This window comes from Streptomyces sp. NPDC001668, assembly GCF_042893155.1.
Lineage (GTDB): Bacteria > Actinomycetota > Actinomycetes > Streptomycetales > Streptomycetaceae > Streptomyces.
Window position 1 is genome coordinate 1,111,746 of record NZ_JBIAUQ010000001.1, and the last position, 22,943, is coordinate 1,134,688.

At 69.7% G+C, this 22,943-nt stretch carries 18 protein-coding genes; 10 read left to right on the forward strand and 8 right to left on the reverse strand.

The window, feature by feature from the left end; translation table 11 throughout:
• The first annotated feature begins 177 nt into the window (after positions 1-177).
• Entirely contained in the window at positions 178-1,044 is an 867-nt protein-coding gene (gene panB / locus ACFYZ8_RS04955) for a 3-methyl-2-oxobutanoate hydroxymethyltransferase (protein WP_359034397.1), read from the forward strand.
• Positions 1,045-1,149: 105 nt separating this feature from the next.
• Here the strand turns inward: panB and ACFYZ8_RS04960 are convergent, their stop codons facing one another.
• A complete protein-coding gene (locus tag ACFYZ8_RS04960) occupies positions 1,150-3,186 on the reverse strand; it encodes an NAD(+) synthase (protein ID WP_359034399.1) in 2,037 nt (678 codons plus the stop codon).
• Between the two features lie 66 nt (positions 3,187-3,252).
• Here ACFYZ8_RS04960 and ACFYZ8_RS04965 point away from each other — a divergent pair, with 66 nt between their 5' ends.
• Positions 3,253-3,672: a hypothetical protein gene (locus tag ACFYZ8_RS04965; protein WP_388535280.1), complete on the forward strand. Its 420-nt coding sequence runs from the start codon at positions 3,253-3,255 to the stop codon at positions 3,670-3,672.
• A 75-nt stretch (positions 3,673-3,747) separates the two neighbouring features.
• On the opposite strand, the gene ACFYZ8_RS04970 is transcribed toward ACFYZ8_RS04965, so the two are convergent.
• The 3 genes from ACFYZ8_RS04970 to ACFYZ8_RS04980 all read right to left on the reverse strand — a co-directional run bounded on the left by ACFYZ8_RS04970 (position 3,748) and on the right by ACFYZ8_RS04980 (position 7,102).
• A complete protein-coding gene (locus ACFYZ8_RS04970; RefSeq protein WP_388535277.1) occupies positions 3,748-5,688 on the reverse strand; it encodes a protease pro-enzyme activation domain-containing protein in 1,941 nt (646 codons plus the stop codon).
• Between the two features lie 143 nt (positions 5,689-5,831).
• A complete protein-coding gene (locus ACFYZ8_RS04975; RefSeq protein WP_388535275.1) occupies positions 5,832-6,434 on the reverse strand; it encodes a DUF305 domain-containing protein in 603 nt (200 codons plus the stop codon).
• 11 nt (positions 6,435-6,445) lie between these two features.
• Positions 6,446-7,102 (reverse strand): DUF3105 domain-containing protein, encoded by a 657-nt coding sequence (locus ACFYZ8_RS04980; RefSeq protein WP_359034407.1) that lies wholly within the window; start codon positions 7,100-7,102, stop codon positions 6,446-6,448.
• Positions 7,103-7,441: 339 nt separating this feature from the next.
• Here ACFYZ8_RS04980 and glnA point away from each other — a divergent pair, with 339 nt between their 5' ends.
• Complete coding sequence (gene glnA / locus ACFYZ8_RS04985; protein WP_359034409.1) at positions 7,442-8,803, forward strand: type I glutamate--ammonia ligase; 1,362 nt, start codon at positions 7,442-7,444, stop codon at positions 8,801-8,803.
• 82 nt (positions 8,804-8,885) lie between these two features.
• On the opposite strand, the gene ACFYZ8_RS04990 is transcribed toward glnA, so the two are convergent.
• Together ACFYZ8_RS04990 and ACFYZ8_RS04995 are read right to left on the reverse strand one after the other, a co-directional pair.
• Positions 8,886-9,320: a VOC family protein gene (locus tag ACFYZ8_RS04990; RefSeq protein WP_359034411.1), complete on the reverse strand. Its 435-nt coding sequence runs from the start codon at positions 9,318-9,320 to the stop codon at positions 8,886-8,888.
• A 40-nt stretch (positions 9,321-9,360) separates the two neighbouring features.
• Positions 9,361-9,870 carry a pyridoxamine 5'-phosphate oxidase family protein gene (locus ACFYZ8_RS04995; protein WP_359034414.1) on the reverse strand — a complete coding sequence of 170 codons (510 nt, stop codon included), beginning with the start codon at positions 9,868-9,870 and terminating at the stop codon, positions 9,361-9,363.
• Between the two features lie 246 nt (positions 9,871-10,116).
• Here ACFYZ8_RS04995 and ACFYZ8_RS05000 point away from each other — a divergent pair, with 246 nt between their 5' ends.
• Positions 10,117-13,104 carry a bifunctional [glutamine synthetase] adenylyltransferase/[glutamine synthetase]-adenylyl-L-tyrosine phosphorylase gene (locus ACFYZ8_RS05000; RefSeq protein WP_388535271.1) on the forward strand — a complete coding sequence of 996 codons (2,988 nt, stop codon included), beginning with the start codon at positions 10,117-10,119 and terminating at the stop codon, positions 13,102-13,104.
• Here the strand turns inward: ACFYZ8_RS05000 and ACFYZ8_RS05005 are convergent.
• Together ACFYZ8_RS05005 and ACFYZ8_RS05010 are read right to left on the reverse strand one after the other, a co-directional pair.
• Positions 13,092-13,958 carry a phosphatase PAP2 family protein gene (locus ACFYZ8_RS05005; RefSeq protein ID WP_388535269.1) on the reverse strand — a complete coding sequence of 289 codons (867 nt, stop codon included), beginning with the start codon at positions 13,956-13,958 and terminating at the stop codon, positions 13,092-13,094. The genes ACFYZ8_RS05000 and ACFYZ8_RS05005 overlap by 13 nt on opposite strands.
• Before the next feature lie 131 nt (positions 13,959-14,089).
• Positions 14,090-15,124, reverse strand: a complete 1,035-nt coding sequence (locus ACFYZ8_RS05010) for a LacI family DNA-binding transcriptional regulator (RefSeq protein ID WP_388535266.1) — start codon at positions 15,122-15,124, stop codon at positions 14,090-14,092.
• Positions 15,125-15,486: 362 nt separating this feature from the next.
• Here ACFYZ8_RS05010 and ACFYZ8_RS05015 point away from each other — a divergent pair, with 362 nt between their 5' ends.
• The 6 genes from ACFYZ8_RS05015 (at position 15,487) to ACFYZ8_RS05040 (ending at position 22,870) form a co-directional block, all read left to right on the forward strand.
• Positions 15,487-16,755, forward strand: a complete 1,269-nt coding sequence (locus tag ACFYZ8_RS05015) for an extracellular solute-binding protein (protein ID WP_359034422.1) — start codon at positions 15,487-15,489, stop codon at positions 16,753-16,755.
• Between the two features lie 110 nt (positions 16,756-16,865).
• On the forward strand, positions 16,866-17,870 hold the full coding sequence (locus ACFYZ8_RS05020) for a carbohydrate ABC transporter permease (RefSeq protein WP_388535262.1): 1,005 nt from the start codon (positions 16,866-16,868) through the stop codon (positions 17,868-17,870).
• A gap of 13 nt (positions 17,871-17,883) precedes the next feature.
• Complete coding sequence (locus tag ACFYZ8_RS05025; protein WP_359034426.1) at positions 17,884-18,792, forward strand: ABC transporter permease subunit; 909 nt, start codon at positions 17,884-17,886, stop codon at positions 18,790-18,792.
• 217 nt (positions 18,793-19,009) lie between these two features.
• Positions 19,010-20,671, forward strand: a complete 1,662-nt coding sequence (locus tag ACFYZ8_RS05030) for a glycoside hydrolase family 13 protein (RefSeq protein WP_388536322.1) — start codon at positions 19,010-19,012, stop codon at positions 20,669-20,671.
• Positions 20,672-20,802: 131 nt separating this feature from the next.
• A complete protein-coding gene (locus ACFYZ8_RS05035) occupies positions 20,803-21,369 on the forward strand; it encodes a dihydrofolate reductase family protein (RefSeq protein WP_388535260.1) in 567 nt (188 codons plus the stop codon).
• Between the two features lie 109 nt (positions 21,370-21,478).
• Complete coding sequence (locus tag ACFYZ8_RS05040; protein WP_388535259.1) at positions 21,479-22,870, forward strand: alpha-amylase family protein; 1,392 nt, start codon at positions 21,479-21,481, stop codon at positions 22,868-22,870.
• Positions 22,871-22,943: the final 73 nt, after the last annotated feature.

A 22,943-nucleotide genomic window follows, 5' to 3' on the forward strand; every position in this document is an offset into this window, starting at 1 on the left:
CCGAGAGTAGCGGCATTACGATACGGCACCGTCTCGTATCGTAATTCTTTACCGAGACCTTACGTGCCGGAACGGTCACACCGACCACCCCTGGCCCTGACTGGCACGAGGTGCCACCATGGAGGGGATCCGGGGACGCCGTGAGGGCGCCTCGAGATGACGTAAGGAGCCGTTGCAATGACGCAGCTTTCGGCTGCCCACACCAAGCCCTCCGACGGCAGCAAGGCGCTGTACGGGGGGAAGGGCACCCGCCGCATCACTGTCCGGGACATCGCCCTCGCCAAGGAACGCGGCGAGAAGTGGCCCATGCTCACCGCCTACGACGCCATGACCGCGTCCGTCTTCGACGAGGCCGGCATCCCGGTCATGCTCGTCGGCGACTCGGCGGGCAACTGCCATCTCGGCTACGAGACCACCGTGCCCGTCACGATGGACCAGATGACCATGCTGTCGGCGGCCGTCGTACGGGGCACCTCGCGCGCCCTGATCGTCGGCGACCTGCCCTTCGGCTCCTACCAGGAGGGCCCGGTGCAGGCGCTGCGCTCGGCGACCCGGCTGGTCAAGGAGGCCGGTGTCGGCGCCGTGAAGCTGGAGGGCGGCGAGCGCTCCCACGAGCAGATCCGGCTCCTTGTCGAGTCCGGCATCCCGGTCATGGCCCACATCGGCCTGACCCCCCAGTCCGTCAACGCCATGGGCTACCGCGTCCAGGGCCGCGGCGAGGAGGCCGCCCAGCAGCTGCTGCGCGACGCCAAGGCCGTCCAGGACGCGGGCGCGTTCGCCGTCGTCCTGGAGCTGGTCCCGGCCGAGCTCGCGGCCGAGGTCACCAGGGTCCTGCACATCCCGACGGTCGGCATCGGCGCCGGCCCCGAGACCGACGCGCAGGTCCTCGTCTGGACCGACATGCTCGGCCTCACCGGCGGGCGGGTCCCGAAGTTCGTCAAGCAGTACGCCAACCTGCGCGAGGTGATGTCCGGCGCGGTCAAGGCCTTCGCGGAGGACGTCGTCGGCGGCACGTTCCCGCTGGAGGAGCACTCCGTCCACTAGGGCCCACGGCCCCCAGAGCCACCGTGGCACCACAGCGCCCCGCCGATCTTCCCCCGTCGGCGGGGCGCTCTCTGTTCCAGGGCAGTCGGACGTGCCGCCCGGCGACTAGTCGAACCGCTCCAGATCCCGCAGCCACGCCCGTGCCGACCCGTCCGACGGTGCCCGCCAGTCACCGCGGGGCGACAGCGAACCGCCCGCCGACACCTTCGGCCCGTTCGGCATCGCCGAGCGCTTGAACTGCGCGAACGCGAAGAAGCGCTTGCAGAACACCTCCAGCCACCGCCGGATCTCCGGCAGGTCGTACGTGCCGCGCTTGGCCTCGGGGAAGCCGGGGGGCCACTCACCCGCGTCGACGTCGTGCCAGGCGTGCCAGGCCAGGAAGGCGATCTTCGAGGGCCGGAAGCCGTAGCGCAGGACGTGGAAGAGCGTGAAGTCGTGCAGCGCGTACGGGCCGATCTTGGACTCGGTGGACTGCATCTCCTCGCCCGGCACCAGCTCCGGGCTGATCTCGGTGTCGAGGATCGCGTCGAGGATGTCACCGGTCTCCGCGTCGAACTGCCCGCTGCTGATGACCCAGCGGATCAGGTGCTGCATCAGCGTCTTCGGCACGCCCGAGTTGACGTTGTAGTGGCTCATCTGGTCGCCGACGCCGTACGTGGACCAGCCGAGCGCCAGCTCGGAGAGGTCACCGGTGCCGAGCACGATGCCGCCGCGCTGGTTGGCCAGCCGGAACAGGTAGTCGGTGCGCAGGCCCGCCTGGACGTTCTCGAAGGTGACGTCGTACACCGGCTCGCCGGAGGCGAAGGGATGGTCCATCTCCTTGAGCATCAGGCGCGCCGTCGGCGTGATGTCCAGCTCGGCCGCGGTGACGCCGAGGGCCCGCATCAGACGGTGGGCGTTGCCCTTCGTGTGGTCGCTGGTGGCGAAGCCGGGCAGCGTCCAGGCCAGGATGTCGCTGCGGGGCCGGCCGGCCCGGTCCATCGCGCGGGCGGCGACGATCAGCGCGTGCGTGGAGTCGAGGCCGCCGGACACCCCGATGACCACCTTCGGGCCGCCGATCGAGGCGAGCCGCTGCTGGAGCCCGGCGACCTGGATGTTGTAGGCCTCGTAGCAGTCCTGGGCGAGCCGCTCGGCGTCGGCCGGCACGAACGGGTAGCGCTCCAGGCGCCGCTTGAGCCCCAGGTCGCCCGACGGCGGGTCGAGCTCGAACGACACCGTACGGAAGTCACCGGTGCGCGCCTGATGCGTCCGCCGGTTCTCGTCGAACGTGCCCATCCGCATCCGCTCCTGCCGCAGCAGGTCCAGGTCCACGTCGGCCACCGCGTACTCGTCGCCCTGCGGGAAGCGTTCCGTCTCGGCCAGCAGCACGCCGTTCTCGTAGACCATGGCCTGTCCGTCCCAGGACAGGTCGGTCGTCGACTCGCCGAGTCCGGCCGCCGCGTAGACGTACGCGGCGAGGCAGCGCGAGGACGCCGAGCGGCACAGCAGCTTGCGGTCCTCGGCGCGGCCGACCGTGATCGGGCTGCCGGAGAGGTTGACCAGGACGGTCGCACCGGCGAGCGCGGCCTCCGCGCTGGGCGGCACCGGCACCCACATGTCCTCGCAGATCTCCGCGTGCAGCACGAGACCGGGGACGTCGGCCGCCTCGAACAGCAGGTCCACGCCGAACGGCACACTCGCGCCGCCGACCCGGATCGACCCGCCGCGCTCGTCGGCGCCGTCGCCGATCTGCCGACGCTCGTAGAACTCGCGGTAGTTGGGTGGGTACGACTTCGGTACGACACCGAGGACCCGGCCGCGGTGCACGATCACCGCGCAGTTGTAGACCCGGTTGCGGTGGCGCAGCGGGGCCCCGACGACCAGCACCGGGAGCAGGTCGGCCGACCCGGCGACCACCTCCCCGAGCGCCGCCTCGACCTCGTCGAGCAGCGCGTCCTGGAGCAGCAGGTCCTCGATGGAGTAGCCGCACAGACCCAGCTCCGGGAAGACGGCGACGGCGACCCCTTCCGCATCGCACCGGCGCGCGTGGCGCAGCACCGCCTCGGCGTTGGCGGGCGGGTCCGCGATGACGGTGTGACCCGTACACGCGGCGACGCGTGCGAACCCGTGCTGATAGATGGACCAGAAGTTCAGAGCAGGCACACGATCAGTGTAATCGTCAGAGCGACGCTATAGCGGCTGGGGGCCTGGGTCCTTATGCTGCCGTTCATGAGCGCCGTGAGCGGCAAGACCCACGAAGGCCCCGCCCGTTGGCCGGGATGGGGCTGGTTCCTGGCCTGGCTCCTGGTGGGAGCGTGCGGCGGCATCGGCCTCGCCGCGATCCTGACGGTGGGCGCGGCCTTCCTCGTCCCCGCCGGGGTGGCCGCGGTGTTCCTGCTCCGTGCCGGGCCCGCACGCGCTGCCGTGGGCGCCGTCTCGGGGCTGGCGCTGCCGCTGTTCTACCTCGCGTACCTGAACCGGGGCGGCCCGGGCGAGGTGTGCCACGCGGTGACCGGCGGGCAGAGCTGCACCGAGGAGTACACGCCGGTGCCGTTCCTCGTCGCCGGGGCCCTCCTGCTGGCCCTGGGGCTCGTGCTCCACGCGACGACCGGCCGCCCCGGGCGCACGGATCCCATGCCGCGACGGTAGGCGGGACATGTGCGGGGGCCCGGCCCCGAAGGTTCTCGCCTTCGGGACCGGGCCCCTGGGTGGACGTACGTCCGGTCAGTGCCGGCCGAACGACCGCACGTAACCGTTCGCGGGCGTGCCCACGCCGGTGACGTCGTCGTAGCCCTTCACCGCGGACAGCGAGCTGTCCTTGCCGAGGCTGCGGACCGAGGTGCTCAGACCGCCGCCGGCGTCAGTGCTGTTGATGAAGTCGACGCGCGCCACGGCGAGGCCGGAGCCCGTCGGGTTGTCCGTGACGTCGTGGTACACGCGGGACCCGTACTTGGAGTAGATCGACGGGTTGGCGAAGCCGAGCGCCTTGCCGCCGGCCGCCTGCTGCGCCAGCGCCTGCACGGCCGCGATCACCGGCGAGGCCAGCGACGTGCCGCCGATGCGGTACTCGCTGTACTGCTGCGAGCCGTCGGGGAACGTCTGCGTCTGACCCACCAGGAAACCGGTGTTCGGGTCGGCGATCGCGGAGATGTCCGGGACCACGCGGTTGCCGGCGGCGTTGTTGGCCGTGGCGAGCGCGTCCGGGACGACACCCTTCTGGTAGAAGGGCTCGGCGACCGTCCTGCTGGTGCCGCCGCCCGCACCGGAGGTGAACGCGCCGGGGAAGTTCGTCCAGCTCTTGCCGTCCGCGGACAGCGTGGCCTTCTCGGTGCCCCAGCCGGTCTCCCACAGGTACTTGTCGCCCTTGCCGACGGCGAGGGAGGTACCGCCCACCGACGTCACCCACGCCGAACTGGTCGGGACGTCGACCTGCTTGGTCCCGGTGTTGGCGACCTCGTCGCCGTTGTCGCCGGAGGAGAAGTAGAAACCGATGCCCTCGACCGCGCCGAGCTGGAAGACCTGGTCGTAGGCGGCCGCGAGGTCCGGCGTCTGGTTGGCCTCGATGTCGCCCCAGGAGTTGGAGACGATGTCGGCCAGGTGGTTGTCGACGACCTTGCTGAGCGAGTCGATCAGATCGTCGTCGTAGCAGGACGCGGCACCCACGTACGTGATGTTCGCGTCCGGCGCGACCGCGTGCACGGCCTCGACGTCGAGGGTCTCCTCGCCGTACCAGCCGGCCGCCCCGCACTCCTCGGTCTTCGTGTAGTTCTTCGGCAGGACCTGCTTCAGCTGGCTGGTGGTGTAGGCCGCGTCGCCGTTCTTCTTCGCGTAGGTGGCCGCGTCGAAGGCGATCGTCGGGGAGGCGTACGCGTCGGTGATGGCCACGCGCACCCCCTTGCCCGTGTACGTGCCCGCGCCGTAGGCGGCACGCAGCTGCTTGCCGGTGTAGCCCTTGATCGCGTACGGGATCTTCGTGCCGTAGGCCTCGGGCAGCGTGCTCGCGATGTTCGAGCCGTAGTACGAGGAGAACGGACCCGAGTTCTTGAACACGGCGTCCGGCGGCGGCAGTTGGTCCTTGGCGCTGGACTTGTGCGGCGCGTTGTCCAGGCCGGTGACGGTCAGCACGGCACCGTCCAGAGCGGCCGGCGCGGAGGCGGCCTTGGCCGGGGCGCGGTAGGTCTTGGAGCCCTTGGTGTAGTTGTGCAGCTGGGTCCCGAAGGCCTTCTCGGCGGCGGCCACGTCACCGGTGACGGAGACGTAGTGCTGCGAGACCCCGGTGACCTTCAGACCCGCCGACTCCAGCCAGGACTTCACCGCGGCGACCTGCGCCTTGGTGGCGCCGAAGCGGGCCTGCGCCTGCTTCGCGCTCAGGTACTTGCCGTACGACGCCGAGGCCGGGTCGGAGACCGACTTCGCGTAGGCGGCGAGGCCGGCGGCGTCCTTGCCGGCGAGGTACACCCGGGCGGAGACCTGGGCGCTGTCCGAGGTGGCGCCCTTGTCGGCCTTGGCGGTGGCCCACGCGGGCTTGGTCCCGGCCAGCGTGTCACGGTTCGGGCTGTCCGCGGCGTGGGCCGCGGGTATACCGAGCGCCAGCGCGCCCGCGAGCATCGGCAGTGTCGCCGCCATGCTCACCCCGGCGCGGAATTTGGCGCGGTTGGATCTCATGGAACCCCCAAGATGCGGTTCGTCGCGAGTGATCACTCGACGGTGTGGCCACTCTGGCGACGAACGGTTCATGCCAGGGGAATGGGCATGCCAAGAGGAGCCCAATTAACCTAATGAAAAAGGCTCGTTCGAGGGTTAACCCTCTATGATCGCGGTTTTGCCCCCCGCTCCTTCAGCATCCCCGCCATCAGGTCGATCTCCGACTGCTGCGCGTCGACCATCCCCTGCGCCAGCCGCTTCTCCACCCCCACCTCGCACTTCTGCACACAGCCCTTCGCCATGTGGATACCGCCCCGGTGATGGTCCGTCATCAACTGGAGGTAGAAGATCTCGGCCTGCTTGCCGTTGAGCGTGCCCAGCCTCTTCATCTCGCTGTTGGTCGCCATGCCCGGCATCAGCGAACCCTCGCCCGCCGACGGCATGTCACCCATGTCCATCCACGTCATCGGCGGATCCGCCGACACCTTCGGCAGCCCCCACAGATCCAGCCAACCCAGCAGCATGCCGCGCTGGTTGGCCTGCGTCTGCGCGATGTCGTAGGCGAGCCGCCGCACTTCGACGTCCTTGGTGCGGTCGCGCACGATGTACGACATCTCGACGGCCTGCTGGTGGTGTACGGCCATGTCACGCGCGAAGCCGGCGTCCGCGGACTGTGCGGACGGGGTGTCGCCCGAGCCGCCGTCCTCGGCCACGGCGTAGGTGATCGCGCCGGCCGCGACGAGCACGCCCGCCACGGCCACGGCCACTCCCGCGAACCTCACTGCCCCATACCGCCCGTGCACGCCGCGCCCGGCTCGGGCGTCTGCTCGCCTTGCACGAACTGCTCGAAGAACTTGTCGACGTTCGGGTCCTTCGCCCCCGTCACGGTCCGCTGGTGGCCCCACGCCGACAGCATGATCGGGTCCTTCTGCTTGTCGTCCGGGCTCATCAGCGTGTACGGCGTCTTCTTCACCTTCGCCGCGAGTGCGTCGACGTCGGCCTTCTTGGCCGCGCTGGTGTACGTCACCCAGACCGCGCCGTGCTCCAGCGAGTGCACGGCGTTCATGTTGTTGAGCGCCTTGGTGTAGACGTCGCCGTTGCAGTTCATCCAGACCTGGTTGTGGTCGCCGCCGACCGGGGGCTCCATCGGGTAGCTCACGGTCTTGACGACGTGGTTGCGGCCCAGCGTGCCCTTCCAGGTCTTCACGCCGTCCGAGCCCGTGACGAAGTGACCCTTGTTCTTGCCGTCGGCCGCCGTGTCGTCGGACTGCGACTGCACCAGCACGATGGAGCCGACGACCAGACCGGCGACGACGACCACGGCGGCGCCGATGGTGAGGATCCGGTTGCGGCGCTCCCGGGACTGCTCGGCGCGCCGCATCTCCTCTATGCGCGCCTTGCGTGCCGCGGCGGTGCTCTTCTTGGCGGAACCCATGAGGTGTGTCCTTCTGGGGGAAAGGGGCGGGACGGATGGTGACGATCGGTCCGCTGATCGTAGTGGGGCCGGGGTGACTCCTCGCAGGGAGCCCACAGGAAACCCGGACGCGCGGTGAGACGGGGAGGGCCGGGCATTACGTATGTCAGTCCGAGCAGGCAAGATGGGCGGCAGAGCAGTACATCCGCCGGACGGGAGGCGTTCACTCCCGGGTCGCCGCGACGATCAAGGTCGGCAACGCGCACGAAACGGTGTTGTGGTGTGATGCTCAGGTGCCCGACCGCCTCCTGCGGGACACGGAGACAGGCGGCCTGACCAGCAAGGATGGGGAAGCGGAAGATGGACAAGCAGCAGGAGTTCGTGCTCCGGACCTTGGAGGAGCGCGACATCCGGTTCGTACGCCTGTGGTTCACGGACGTGCTGGGCTTCCTCAAGTCCGTGGCCGTGGCCCCGGCGGAGCTGGAACAGGCCTTCGACGAGGGCATCGGCTTCGACGGCTCGGCGATCGAGGGATTCGCCCGCGTATACGAATCCGACATGATCGCCAAGCCGGACCCGTCGACCTTCCAGGTCCTGCCCTGGCGCGCGGAGGCCCCCGGCACGGCCCGGATGTTCTGCGACATCCTCATGCCGGACGGCTCCCCGTCCTTCGCGGACCCGAGGTATGTGCTGAAGCGCGCCCTGGCCCGCACCTCCGACCTGGGCTTCACCTTCTACACCCACCCGGAGATCGAGTTCTTCCTCCTGAAGGACCGCCCGCTGGACGGCTCGCGCCCGACGCCCGCCGACAACTCGGGTTACTTCGATCACACCCCCCAGAACATCGGCATGGACTTCCGCCGCCAGGCGATCACCATGCTGGAGTCGATGGGCATCTCGGTCGAGTTCTCCCACCACGAGGGCGCCCCGGGCCAGCAGGAGATCGACCTGCGCTACGCGGACGCGCTCTCCACGGCCGACAACATCATGACGTTCCGCCTGGTCATGAAGCAGGTGGCGCTGGAGCAGGGCGTCCAGGCGACCTTCATGCCGAAGCCCTTCTCGGAGCACCCGGGCTCGGGCATGCACACCCACCTCTCGCTCTTCGAGGGCGACCGGAACGCGTTCTACGAGTCCGGCTCGGAGTACCAGCTCTCCAAGGTCGGCCGCTCCTTCATCGCGGGCCTGCTCAAGCACGCGGCGGAGATCTCCGCGGTCACCAACCAGTGGGTGAACTCCTACAAGCGCATCTGGGGCGGCACCGAGCGCACCGCCGGCGCCGGCGGCGAGGCCCCCTCCTACATCTGCTGGGGCCACAACAACCGCTCGGCCCTGGTCCGCGTCCCGATGTACAAGCCCGGCAAGACCGGCTCGGCCCGCATCGAGGTCCGCTCCCTCGACTCCGGCGCCAACCCGTACCTGGCCTACGCCCTGCTCCTGGCCGCCGGCCTCAAGGGCATCGAGGAGGGCTACGAGCTCCCGCCGGGCGCCGAGGACGACGTCTGGGCCCTGTCCAACGCCGAGCGCCGCGCGATGGGCATCGAACCCCTGCCCCAGAACCTGGGCGAGGCCCTCACCCTGATGGAGCGCAGCGACCTGGTCGCCGAGACCCTGGGCGAACACGTCTTCGACTTCTTCCTGCGCAACAAGCGCCAGGAGTGGGAGGAGTACCGCAGCGAGGTCACGGCCTTCGAGCTGCGGAAGAACCTGCCGGTGCTGTAAGGCTTCGCCGTAGGGGCGCGGGGTTGTCGCGACGGCTGCCCGGGGGGCTTGTCGCGCAGTTCCCCGCGCCCCTACAGGTGAGCTACTGGGCCGCCTGGTCCGCGAGGACCTTGTGCAGCGGCTCCGTCTCCCGGCGCCTGTACTCCTGGATCGCCCAGCCGTTGCCGTCCGGGTCCTTGAAATACATGAAGGTGGCGCCGTCCTGCGGGGCGAACTGAACCGGTTCGCTCACGTCCAGGCCACGCGAGGTGAGCTCCTCGTACGCCGCCTTCGCGTCCGTCACACACAGTTGCATGCCGTGGTACGTGCCGGGCTGCGGGGCGCCCGTCGGGACCTGGAGGCCGTCCACCAGGGCGATCGAACAGCCGGAACCGGGCGGGGTGAGCTGGACGATGCGGACCCCCTCCATCACCTCGCCGTCCAGATCCACGTGGAAGCCGACCTTGTCGCGGTAGAACTCCTTGGCCCGGTCCACGTCCGTGACGGGCAGCATGATCACTTCGAGGCTCATGTCCATGGCGTGACTCCCTTGTCGACGTCAGTACCCAGGGCCGTCCTCAGAAGCGCCACCGCGTCTGGCTGAACGGCTGTCCCTTACCGAAGCCGAAAACAGTGCGCGGCGCCACCGCATAGACGACAGCGTGTCCCGGTCCGTGATGGAAGTAGCCGTCCCGCACCTCGAAGCGCCAGAAGTCGCCGTACTTGGCCTCCCACGCGGCGGCCAGCTCCCGGAGGCGAGCGTCGTCCGACACCCGCACCGCCTCGCCCTCCACCACCAGGTCGTAGCCCTTGTCCCAGATGTTGTTGCCGGTCGTCAGCGTCACGTGCGCGTTGTGCGCGAGGTTCTTCGCCTTGCGCTCCTCCGGGCCGGTGCAGAAGTGCAGCGCCCCGTGCGCCCACACCGCCGGCAACGGCGTGACGTGCGGGCGCCCGTCCGGCCGTACCGTCGAGATCCAGAACAGCTCGGCGGAGGCCAGCAGCGACTCCGCGTCGACCCAGGAGTGCGCCGTCGCGCCGGGGTCGCTGTAGCGCTCATCGAGGTGGGTCTCGGGTTCCTTCTCGGTCATCACGAAGCCTCCGGCTCGGGGAACACCCGGGCCACCGCGGCGGTCCGGCTCGACACTCCCAGTCTGCCGAAGGCGTGGTCCGGATGCGGGGCAGACGACGATCCGCCCGGCGCCGGCGCCGGGGCCGTGTCCGGCCAGGAGACCGGCCCGGCCGCGCCCGGAATCCACCCGCCCGCGCCCAGGCGCTTCTCCCCGGCTCTCCGGTTACGCTCGATCGACACGACCTTGATCGGACGGGAGGCCGGGATGACGTCGGCGCCGGGGCGCAGGAGCAGTACCTTCACGCGGCTGCTGCGGCACGGTTTCACCGATCCGTCGGCCGCCGAGCGGTTGTTGGAGAGCGGGGAGCTGAGCGCCGTACGCAACGACCCGGTGCTCCTGGAGGCGCTCGGCGGGACCGCCGACCCCGATCTCGCGCTGCTCGGTCTCGTACGGCTGCTCGAGGCGCAGCCCGACCGGGAGCTGCTCGACACGGTGATAGCGGCGAAGCCGTTCCGGGACCGGCTGCTCGGGGTGCTCGGCGCGTCCCAGGCGCTCGCCGAGCATCTCGCCCGGCACCCCGGCGACTGGCAGGCCCTCGTCACCTACGAGCCGCGCGACCTGCACCCCGGTGTCGAGGAGTTCGAGCGCGGGCTCGCCGAGGCCGCCGACCCCGTCACCCTGCGCGTCGCCTACCGGCGCTGTCTGCTGTCCATCGCCGCCCGTGACGTGTGCGGCACCACCGACCTCGCCGAGACCGCCGCCGAACTCGCCGACCTCGCCACCGCGACCCTGCGCGCCGCCCTCGCCATAGCGCGTACGGCCGCCCCCGAGGACGCCGCACTGTGCCGGCTCGCGGTGATCGCGATGGGCAAGTGCGGGGGACATGAACTCAATTACGTCTCCGACGTCGATGTGATTTTCGTGGGGGAGGCCGTCGAAGGGGCCGACGAGGGCAAGGCCCTGCGCGCCGCCACCAAGCTGGCCTCGCACATGATGCGGGTGTGCTCCGAGACCACCGTCGAGGGGTCCATCTGGCCCGTCGACGCCAATCTGCGGCCCGAGGGCAGGAACGGCCCGCTGGTGCGCACCCTCTCCAGCCACCTCGCCTACTACCAGCGCTGGGCCAAGACCTGGGAGTTCCAGGCCCTCCTCAAGGCCCGCCCGGTCGCCGGCGACCTCGCGCTGGGTGAGGAGTACGTCGCCGCCCTCGAACCCCTGGTCTGGAAGGCCGCCGAGCGCGAGAACTTCGTCGCCGACGTGCAGAAGATGCGGCGCAGGGTGGTCGAGAACATCCCCGTCGCCGAGCTCGACCGGCAGCTCAAGCTCGGCCCCGGCGGCCTCAGGGACGTCGAATTCGCCGTACAGCTCCTGCAGTTGGTGCACGGCCGCGAGGACGGCTCGCTGCGCAGCGGCACCACCCTCGACGCCCTCCAGGCCCTCGCCGCCGGCGGTTATGTAGGCCGCGCCGACGCCGCACAGCTCGACGACGCCTACCGCTTCCTGCGCTCCATGGAGCACCGCATCCAGCTCTACCGGCTGCGCCGCACCCACCTCGTCCCCGAGGACGAGGCCGACCTGCGCCGCCTCGGCCGCTCCCTCGGCCTGCGCGCAGACCCGGTGACCGACCTGAACCGCGAGTGGAAGCGGCACGCCTCCGTCGTACGACGACTGCACGAGAAGCTGTTCTACCGGCCGCTGCTGGACGCCGTGGCCCAACTCGGGGCCGGGGAGATCAGGTTGAGTGCCGGGGCGGCCCGGGAGCGGCTGGTCGCGCTCGGGTACGCCGACCCCGCCTCCGCCCTGCGCCACCTGGAGGCCCTCGCCTCCGGGATCACCCGCAAGGCAGCCATCCAGCGAACTCTCCTTCCCGTCCTGCTGGGTTGGTTCGCCGAGTCCGCCGACCCGGACGCCGGACTGCTCAACTTCCGCAAGGTGTCGGACGCGTTGGGCAAGACGCCCTGGTATCTGCGGCTGTTGCGCGACGAGGGCGCCGCCGCCGAGAACCTCGCCCGGGTCCTGTCCGCCGGGCGCCTCGCCCCCGACCTGCTGATGCGCGCCCCGGAAGCGGTGGCGCTGCTCGGGGACGGCGACGGCGGGGGACTCGACCCGCGCGGGCGGGCCGGTCTCGAGCAGGAGATACTCGCCGCCGTCGGCCGTGCCGAGGGCGCCGTCCAGGGCGTCACGGCGGCCCGTGGAGTCCGCCGCCGCGAACTCTTCCGTACGGCCGCCGCGGACATCGTCGGCTCCTACGGCACCGAGACCCAGCCCGCCGAACCGGACCAGGGCGCCCTGGTCGACCGCGTCGGCGCCGCCGTGTCCGACCTGACCGCCGCGACCCTCGCCGGCACCCTGCGCGCGGTCGTCCGGGACGGCTGGGGCGAGACCCTGCCGACCCGGTTCGCCGTGATAGGCATGGGCCGCTTCGGCGGTCACGAACTCGGCTACGGCTCCGACGCCGACGTCCTGTTCGTGCACGAACCGCGCGAGGGCGTCGACGAGCGGGAGGCCTCCCAGGCGGCCGACAAGGTCGTCTCCGAGATGCGCCGTCTGCTGCAGATCCCGAGCGCCGACCCGCCGCTGCTCATCGACGCCGACCTGCGCCCGGAGGGCAGGTCCGGGCCGATGGTGCGCACGCTGACCTCGTACGCGGCCTACTACCGCCGCTGGTCGCTGGTCTGGGAGTCGCAGGCGCTGCTGCGGGCCGAACCGGTGGCCGGCGACGAGGATCTGGGCCGCCGTTTCGTCGAGCTCATCGACCCCCTGCGCTACCCGGCGGACGGCCTCGGTGACGACGCCGTACGCGAGATCCGGCGGCTCAAGGCACGCATGGAGTCCGAGCGGATGCCGCGCGGTGCCGACCCGAAACTGCACACCAAGCTCGGGCCGGGCGGGCTCTCGGACGTCGAGTGGACGGTCCAGCTGCTCCAGATGCGGCACGGGGCGCAGGCGCCGGGGCTGCGCACGACCCGTACCCGCGCGGCCCTCACCGCCGCGCGGGACGCCGGGTTCATCTCCGCGGACGACGCCCAGGTCCTCGACGAGGCATGGGTGCTGGCGACCCGGGTGCGCAACGCGGTGATGCTGGTGCGGGGCCGGGCCGGGGACACGTTCCCGACCGAGGCACGCGAACTGGCCGCCGTGGGCCGGTACCTGGGGTACGGGCCGGGTCACGCCGGAGACATGCTGGACGACTACCGGCGTACGGCCCGACGGGCCCGGGGCGTGGTGGAGGAGCTGTTCTACGGGGCGTAGGCCTTCCGGCGCCGGTCCCGGCCCCCCGGGTCCGGGACCACCTTCGGCAACGCGTACGGCAGCGCCCCGTACCAGAGGCGCGCCACCGTGAAGCCGAACAGCAGGCACAGGACGCCGCCCACCGCGTCGAGCCAGAAGTGGTTGGCCGTGGCGACGATGACCAGGAGCGTCGCCGCCGGGTAGAGGAGGCCCAGGACGCGCACCCACGGCACCGACGCCAGCGCGAAGATCGTCAGGCCGCACCACAGCGACCAGCCGATGTGCATGGACGGCATCGCCGCGTACTGGTTGGACATGTGCTTCAGGTCGCCGGAGGCCATCGAGCCCCAGGTCTGGTGGACCATGACCGTGTCGACGAAGTTCCCGCCGCTCATCAACCGCGGGGGTGCCAGCGGATACAGGTAGTAACCGACCAGTGCCACGCCCGTCGTCGCGAACAGAACCATGCGGGCTGCCGCGTAGCGGCCGGGATGGCTGCGGTAGAGCCAGACGAGGACGCTCAGCGTCACGACGAAGTGCAGTGTCGCGTAGTAGTAGTTCATCCCCACGATGAGCCAAGTCACCGAGTTCACCGCGTGGTTGACGGACTCCTCGACCGCGATGCCCAGATGGTGCTCCATCCGCCAGATCCAGTCGGCGTTGCGCAGCGCCTCCGCCTTCTGCTCCGGCACCGCGTTGCGGATCAGTGAGTACGTCCAGTAACTCACCGCGATCAACAGGATCTCGAACCACAGGCGGGGCCGGCGCGGGGTGCGCAGCCGGCGCAGCAGGCCGGGCCGGTCCACGGCCGTGAGGGAGTCCGGAGCGGCCGCGTTCTCGCGGTCTTCCAGGCTGGTCACGGTCGAGTCACCCATAGGCACAAAGTCTGCCAGAAACGCCTTACCCCACCGATCATCCCCCGGTCGGGTTCGGGTCGCATGTCCTACGACGGGAAGACTGTCCCGTTCTCCTCCCGACGCACGGCGCGGAGCCCGGTCTCTCCGCCCTACGGACGAGAGCGTTCCCCGGGGGCCGAAGCCGTCGAACCGCGAACCACCAGCTCAGGCATGAACACGAACTCGCTGTGCGGCGCGGGAGTTCCGCCGATCTCCTCCAGCAGGGTCCGCACCGCCGCCTGCCCCATGGCGGGCACCGGCTTGCGGACCGTCGTCAGCGGCGGGTCGGTGAAGGCGATCAGCGGGGAGTCGTCGAAGCCCACCACCGACACGTCCCGCGGCACCTCCAGGCCCCGCTGCCGGGCCGCCCGTATCGCGCCCAGCGCCATCATGTCGCTCGCGCACACCACGGCCGTGCAGTCCCGGTCGATCAGGGCGGTGGCGGCCGCCTGACCGCCCTCCAGGGTGTACAGCGAGTGCTGGACGAGGTCGTCCTCGACGGTCGCCGCGGCCAGCCCGAGCAGGTCGTGCATGGTGCGGACGAAGCCCTCGATCTTGCGCTGGACCGGCACGAAGCGCTTGGGGCCGAGGGCGAGACCGATCTTCGTGTGCCCGAGCGACACCAGGTGCGTCACCGCAAGTGCCATCGCCGCGCGGTCGTCGGGGGAGATGAACGGCGCCTGCACCTTCGGCGAGAAACCGTCCACGAGCACGAATGGCACGCCCTGCGCCCGCAACTGCTCGTAGCGCTGCATGTCGGCGGAGGTGTCCGCGTGCAGCCCGGAGACGAAGATGATGCCCGCCACGCCCCGGTCGACGAGCATCTCGGTGAGCTCGTCCTCCGTGGAGCCGCCCGGGGTCTGGGTGGCGAGGACGGGCGTGTAGCCCTGCCGGGTCAGCGCCTGACCGATCACCTGGGCCAGGGCCGGGAAGATCGGGTTCTCCAGCTCGGGGGTGATCAGGCCCACCAGGCCCTCGCTGCGCTGCCGCAGCCGCACCGGGCGTTCGTAGCCGAGCACGTCGAGGGCGGCCAGTACGGACTGGCGGGTGGTGGCGGCGACACCCGGCTTCCCGTTGAGGACGCGGCTGACGGTCGCTTCGCTCACCCCCGCCTGAGCAGCGATGTCGGCTAGCCGTGTGGTCACGGCACCGGACTGTACCGGCCGTATCGTCATCGCGGTCCCTCTGTTCTGGTCGGTGCCCCTTGTCCCGCAAGGGGATGATTCCTGTCCGGGAGGAGGATGGCAAGAGCTTGCAGAGTCTTGCACAACCCGTAGTCGTCCCGCTCAGCCCCGTAAAACAAGGGTCTCGTGACGATCGACGAGGGATCACGAGGGGGTAACTTCCGCACTCTCTTGCACTTTTTTTCTGCAAGCTCTTTCGCAAGTCTTGCATCGCTGTTACGTTCCCACTCGCCCGGCGGCCGCAAAGGCGCAGTCGGCAGACGGAGAGGGCAGACGGGGCCTCTCTCCGCAGCACACGGGCTTTCACCCTCAAGGAGAACTCAATGCGGCGTGGCATAGCGGCCACCGCGCTGGTGGCGTCCCTCGCCCTCGCGGCGACGGCCTGCGGCGGAAGCGACAGCGGCGACAAGGCCGACGGTCCGACCACCATCACCTGGTGGGACACCTCCAACGCCACCAATGAGGCGCCGACGTACAAGGCCCTGATCAAGGACTTCGAGGCCGCCAACAAGGACATCAAGGTCAAGTACGTCAACGTCCCGTTCGACCAGGCGCAGAACAAGTTCGACACCGCCGCCGGCGCGAGCGGCGCCCCGGACGTGCTGCGCTCCGACGTCGGCTGGACCCCCGCCTTCGCCAAGAAGGGCTACTTCCTGCCGCTCGACGGCACCGAGGCCCTGGCCGACCAGGCCAAGTTCAAGCCGAACCTGATCGAGCAGGCCCAGTACGACGGCAAGACCTACGGCGTCCCCTTCGTCACCGACACCCTCGCCCTGGTCTACAACAAGCAGCTCTTCCAGAAGGCCGGCGTCGAGGCCCCCAAGACCTGGGACGACCTGAAGACCGCCGCCGCCACGATCAAGTCGAAGACCGGCGTCGACGGCTACTGGGGCTCCACCGCGGCCTACTACGCCCAGCCGTTCCTCTTCGGCGAGGGCACCGACACCGTCGACGCCTCCGCCAAGAAGATCACCGTGAACTCGGCCGCCGCCAAGAAGGGCTACGGCACCTGGCTGAGCCTCTTCTCCGGCAAGGGCCTGCACAAGGCCGACACCACCGCCGACGCCTACGCCCACATCCAGGACGCCTTCGTCAACGGCAAGGTCGCCGCGATCATCCAGGGCCCGTGGGAGATCACCAACTTCTACAAGGGCTCCGCGTTCACGGACAAGTCCAACCTCGGCATCACCACCGTCCCGGCCGGCTCCACCGGCAAGGCGGGCGCCCCGACCGGCGGCCACAACCTCTCGGTCTACGCCGGCTCGGACTCCGCCCACCAGAAGGCGGCCGCGAAGTTCGTGGGCTTCATGACCTCCGCGAAGTCCCAGACGCAGATCGCCCTGAAGAACTCCACGCTGCCCACCCGCGACGACGCCTACACCGCCGAGGTCAAGGCCGACCCGGGCATCGCCGGCTACCAGACGGTCCTCGCCTCCGCCCAGCCGCGGGTGGCCCTGCCGGAGTACAGCTCCCTGCTGACCCCGCTCGACACCGAGCTGAACAGCATCGCGGGCGGCAAGGAGTCCCTGGACAAGGGCCTGGGCAACGCCGAGGCCGCCATCGCCAAGCTGGTGCCGGACTTCAGCAAGTGAGCCCGCGTGGCCGCCGGATCTCCCGGTCCTGGGGGGAGAGGGGATCCGGCGGCCACCGGCCTGTGCGCAGCCACTTCTCAGAGCCGTAGAACTTCCAGAAGGTGTCGTACATGACAGTCGCCATCGACCGCGCCACCGGCAAGCGCCACGGTGACCGCGCGCCGCGGCCCGGGCCGGGCCAACGCCTGAAGCACAGCTACCAGAAGCACTGGTACGCCTACGCGATGATCACCCCGGTCGCCGTCGTCCTCGGCGTCCTCGTGCTGTACCCCCTGGTCTACGGCGTCTACCTCACCCTCACCGACGCCAACAGCCTCAACACGGCCCGCACGATCGGCGTCAACCACATCGACGCCACCTACAAGTTCATCGGCCTGGACAACTACGCCGACATCCTGTGGGGCGACACGGCCTACGACCGCTTCTGGTCGCACTTCATCTGGACGGTCGTCTGGACGGCGCTGTGCGTCGCCCTGCACTACTGCGTCGGCCTGGGCCTCGCGCTGCTGCTCAACCAGAAGCTGCGCGGACGCACGCTGTACCGGCTGATCCTGGTCCTGCCCTGGGCCGTGCCGACCTTCGTCACCGTCTTCGGCTGGCGCTTCATGCTCGCCGACGGCGGCATCATCAACACCGCCCTGGACGCCCTCCACCTGCCGAGTCCGGCCTGGCTGGAGGACACCTTCTGGCAGCGGTTCGCCGCGATCATGGTCAACACCTGGTGCGGGGTGCCGTTCATGATGGTCTCGCTGCTCGGCGGACTCCAGTCCATCGACGCCTCGCTGTACGAGGCCGCCGAGATGGACGGCGCGAGCGCCTGGCAGCGCTTCCGGTACGTCACCCTGCCGGGACTCAGAAGCGTCAGCTCCACCGTCGTCCTGCTCGGCATCATCTGGACGTTCAACCAGTTCGCCGTGATCTTCCTGCTGTTCGGCACCACCGCGCCGGACGCGCAGATCCTCGTCACCTGGGCCTACTACCTGGGCTTCGGACAGCAGCCGCGTGACTTCGCGCAGTCGGCCGCGTACGGCATCCTGCTGCTGGCCATCCTGATCGTCTTCACCTCCTTCTACCGCCGCTGGCTGAACCGCAACGACCAGCAGCTCGCGATCTGAGGCAGGAGCTCCCATGAGTACGACCACAGTCGAGACCTCCGCCGCGGTGTCCGAGGCCGGCCCCGCACAGGCCCCCGGCCGGGTCCGCCGCCGCGGAGAGCAGAGCCTCGCCGGCTCCCTCGCCTCGCACGGCATCCTGATCGTCGCGAGCCTGATCGCGCTGTTCCCGATCGTCTGGCTGATCTTCCTGTCCCTCGGTCCGGACAAGGACGACTACCTCCACCCGGGCGGCATCTGGAAGAAGATGACGTTCGACAACTACTCGTTCGTCCTCCAGCACACCGAGTTCTTCAGCTGGCTCAAGAGTTCGCTGATCGTCTCGCTCGGCACCACGGTGATCGGTGTGCTGATCGCCGCGACCACCGGGTACGCCGTGTCCCGGATGCGCTTCCCGGGCTACCGGAAGTTCATGTGGGTGCTCCTGGTCACCCAGATGTTCCCGGTGGCCGTACTCATGGTGCCGATGTACCAGATGCTCTCGGACCTCCAGCTCATCGACAGCTATCTTGGGCTCATCCTCGTGTACTGCACGACCGCCGTGCCCTACTGCGCCTGGCTGCTCAAGGGCTACTTCGACACCATCCCGTTCGAGATCGACGAGGCCGGACGCGTCGACGGGCTGACCCCCTTCGGCACGTTCGCGCGGCTGATCCTGCCGCTCGCCAAGCCGGGGCTCGCGGTCGCCGCGTTCTACAGCTTCCTCACGGCTTTCGGTGAGGTCGCGTTCGCCTCGACGTTCATGCTGTCCGACACGAAGTACACGTTCGCGGTGGGACTGCAGAGCTTCGTGAGCGAGCACGACGCCCAGCGGAACCTGATGGCGGCGACGGCGGTGCTGATCGCGATACCGGTGTCGGCGTTCTTCTACCTCGTGCAGAAGAACCTGGTGACGGGGCTTACCGCCGGTGGCACGAAGGGGTAAGGCTGTCCGTCTTTCGGCTGCGGCTTTCGTCGTGGCTGGTCGCGCCCACGCGGCGGAGCCGCACATCGATGCAGCCCCGCGCCCCTGTGGGGGCAAGCCCCCCACACCCCCCATACCCGAGGTGGCCGTGGTCTCCATCCGACCCCGCTGTGACCACGGCCGCCTCGTCACCCTCCCTACCTTTGACCTGATGAACCCGTTACACATCAAGGACGCCATGAGCCAGCAGCACTCCGCCCTCGCCCCGGCCCCCCACTCCGCCGAAGCCAAGCGCAGCGACTGGTGGCGGGACGCGGTGATCTACCAGGTCTATCCGCGCAGCTTCGCCGACAGCAACGGCGACGGCATGGGCGACCTGGAGGGCATCCGCACCCGACTGCCGTACCTGCGCGACCTCGGCGTGGACGCCGTGTGGCTGAGCCCCTTCTACGCCTCCCCGCAGGCCGACGCCGGCTACGACGTCGCCGACTACCGGGCCGTGGACCCCATGTTCGGCAACCTCCTGGACGCCGACGCGCTGATCCGGGACGCCCGCGAACTGGGCCTGCGGACCATCGTCGACCTGGTGCCCAACCACTCCTCCGACCAGCACGAGTGGTTCAAGCGGGCGGTCGCCGAGGGCCCGGGATCTCCGCTCCGGGACCGCTACCACTTCCGCCCCGGAAAGGGCGAGAACGGCGAACTCCCGCCCAACGACTGGGAGTCGATCTTCGGCGGCCCCGCCTGGACCCGCGTCGAGGACGGCGAGTGGTACCTCCACCTCTTCGCCCCCGAGCAGCCCGACTTCAACTGGGACCACCCGGCCGTCGGCGACGAGTTCCGCTCGATCCTGCGCTTCTGGCTGGACATGGGCGTGGACGGCTTCCGCATCGACGTGGCACACGGCCTGGTGAAGGCGGAGGGGCTGCCCGACCTTGGATCCCACGACCAGGTCAAGCTGCTGGGCAACGATGTCATGCCGTTCTTCGACCAGGACGGCGTCCACGAGATCTACCGCCAGTGGCGGCTGATCCTCGACGAGTACTCCGGCGAGCGCATCTTCGTCGCCGAGGCCTGGACCCCGACCATCGAGCGCACCGCGAACTACGTCCGCCCCGACGAGCTCCACCAGGCCTTCAACTTCCAGTACCTGAGCACCGCCTGGGACGCCGAGGAACTGCGCGAGGTCATCGACCGCACGCTGGAGGCGATGCGCCCGGTCGGCGCCCCGGCCACCTGGGTGCTCTCCAACCACGACGTCACCCGCCACGCCACCCGCTTCGCCAACCCGCCCGGCCTCGGCACCCAGATCCGCACGGCGGGCGACCGGGAGCTGGGTCTGCGCCGCGCCCGCGCCGCCACGCTGCTCATGCTGGCGCTGCCCGGATCGGCGTACATCTACCAGGGCGAGGAGCTCGGCCTGCCGGACGTCGTCGACCTGTCCGACGAGGTCCGGCAGGACCCGGCGTACTTCCGCGGCGCCGGCCAGGACGGCTTCCGTGACGGCTGCCGGGTCCCGATCCCGTGGACGCGCGAGGGATCCTCGTACGGCTTCGGCGCGGGCGGCAGCTGGCTGCCCCAGCCGTCGGAGTGGGCTGAGCTGAGCGTGGAGGCGCAGACCGGCGACCCCGACTCCACCCTGGAGCTGTACCGCACGGCCCTCGCCGTCCGGCGCGCCCAGCCCGACCTGGGCGCAGGCGACGCGGTCGAGTGGCTGCGGGCACCCGAGGGCGTTCTCGCCTTCCGGCGCGGCGCGTTCGTCTGCGTCGCCAACACCGGCGGTGAGTCGGTGACGACTCCGGCGTACGGCCGTCTGCTCCTCGCCAGCGGCGAGGTCGCCGAGGCCGACGGGGACGCGAAGGTGCCGGCGGACACGACCGTGTGGTGGACGACGGCCTGACCACCGGCAGAAGGATCACCGGGCCCTGAGGGGGCCCGGTGATTTCTTTCTCCGGCGTGTCGATCGGCGGAGTCCGCGTTCGACGCTTGGGTGAAAGGGCGAAACAGCGCCCCGCGACCCGAGGAGACACCATGCAGATCCGCGCCCGCCTGAGCATGAGCGCCGACGGCTATGTGACCACCCCGAGCGGCTGGCCCGCGCTGACCGCCGACCCCGCGTTCGTCTCCGGCCAGAGCCACGGCATCCGGGAGTTCCTGGCCGACTGCGAGGCCGCGCTCATGGGCCGTACGACCTTCGAGCCCGCCCTGACCAACAGCCGCTGGCCGTGGCCCGACCTGGACGTGTTCGTGCTCGGCTCGCACCGCCCGGAGGGCACCCCCGACCACGTCACCACCGACAGCGACCCGGTACGGCTCCTTGAGAAGATCCGCGCGGCCAACCGGGGCGGCGACGTCCACCTCATCGGCGGCCCGCGGACCATCGCGACCTTCCACGCGCTCGGCGCCCTGGACCGCCTCGAACTGATCGTGCTGCCCATGCTGTTCGGCGGCGGCACCCAGCTCACCCCGGCGCTCAGCCCCGAGACCGGACTGACCTTCCAGAGCCAACGGGCCCTGCCCGGCGGGTCGGTGGAGATCGTGTACTCCTGCGGGGGCAGGCGCGGCGACCTCCCCGGCAGGCCCGCCAGCCAAGTGTGAAAGTTCTTGCCGTTACTTTCTCGACTCTTGCTGTAAACATTTCAACAGCGGTACGTTCTCGCCGGCGCCGGGCAAAGACGCCCGGCCGTCGCGTAAGGAGAACCCCCACGTGATACCGAGAAGCACCGCAAGGGTCACCGCCGCCGCCACGGCCACCGTGCTCGCCACCGCGGTGGCCGTCCTCACCCCCACCGCCGCCCAGGCCTCCCCGCCCGGCGGCAAGGACGTCACCGCAGTCCTCTTCGAGTGGAACTTCGCCTCCGTCGCCAAGGAGTGCACCACCACCCTCGGCCCCGCCGGATACGGCTACGTCCAGGTCTCCCCGCCCGCCGAGCACATCCAGGGCTCGCAGTGGTGGACCTCGTACCAGCCGGTCAGCTACAAGATCGCGGGCCGGCTCGGTGACCGAACGGCCTTCCAGAACATGGTCAACACGTGCCATGCGGCCGGGGTGAAGGTCGTCGTCGACACCGTCGTCAACCACATGTCCGCGGGCAGCGGCACCGGTACCGGCGGATCGTCGTACTCGAAGTACACCTACCCCGGCCTGTACTCCTCCTACGACTTCGACGACTGCACCTCCCAGGTCGTCAACTACGCCGACCGCTGGAACGTCCAGCACTGCGAACTCGTCGGCCTCGCGGACCTCGACACAGGTGAGTCGTACGTCCGCGGCGCGATCGCCGGGTACATGAACGACCTGCTCACCCTCGGCGTCGACGGTTTCCGCATCGACGCGGCCAAGCACATCGACACCGCCGACCTCGCCAACATCAAGTCCCGGCTGAGCAACCCGTCGGTGTACTGGAAGCAGGAGGTCATCTACGGCAGCGGAGAGGCCGTCCAGCCCACCGAGTACACCGGCAACGGGGACGTCCAGGAGTTCCGTTACGCCTACGACCTCAAGCGGGTCTTCAACAACGAGAACCTCGCCTACCTGAAGAACTACGGCGAGGGCTGGGGTTACATGAACAGCTCGGTGGCCGGCGTCTTCGTCGACAACCACGACACCGAGCGCAACGGCTCCACCCTGAACTACAAAGACGGGGCCAATTACACCTTGGCCAACGTCTTCATGCTCGCCTGGCCCTACGGCGCTCCCGACATCAACTCCGGGTACGAGTTCTCCGACACGGACGCCGGTCCGCCCAACAGCGGTGCGGTCAATGCCTGTTGGCAGGACGGCTGGAAGTGCCAGCACAAGTGGCCCGAGATCATCCGCATGGTCGCCTTCCGCAACGCCACGCGCGGTGAAGCCGTTACCAACTGGTGGGACAACGGGGGTGATGCGATCGCGTTCGGGCGCGGCAGCAAGGGCTTCGTGGCGATCAACCACGAGGCGGGCAGCCTGAGCCGTACGTACCAGACCTCGCTGCCCGCGGGGACGTACTGCGATGTGCAGAACAACACGACCGTGGCGGTGAACTCCAGCGGCCAGTTCACGGCCACCCTGGGCGCCAACACGGCGCTGGCGATCTACGCGGGCAAGTCCAGCTGCTGAAAGTTCTTTCTGGTCGTTTCAGGACTCTTGCTGTAATCCTTACGGCGGCGATACGGTCACGCGGGGTCGGACC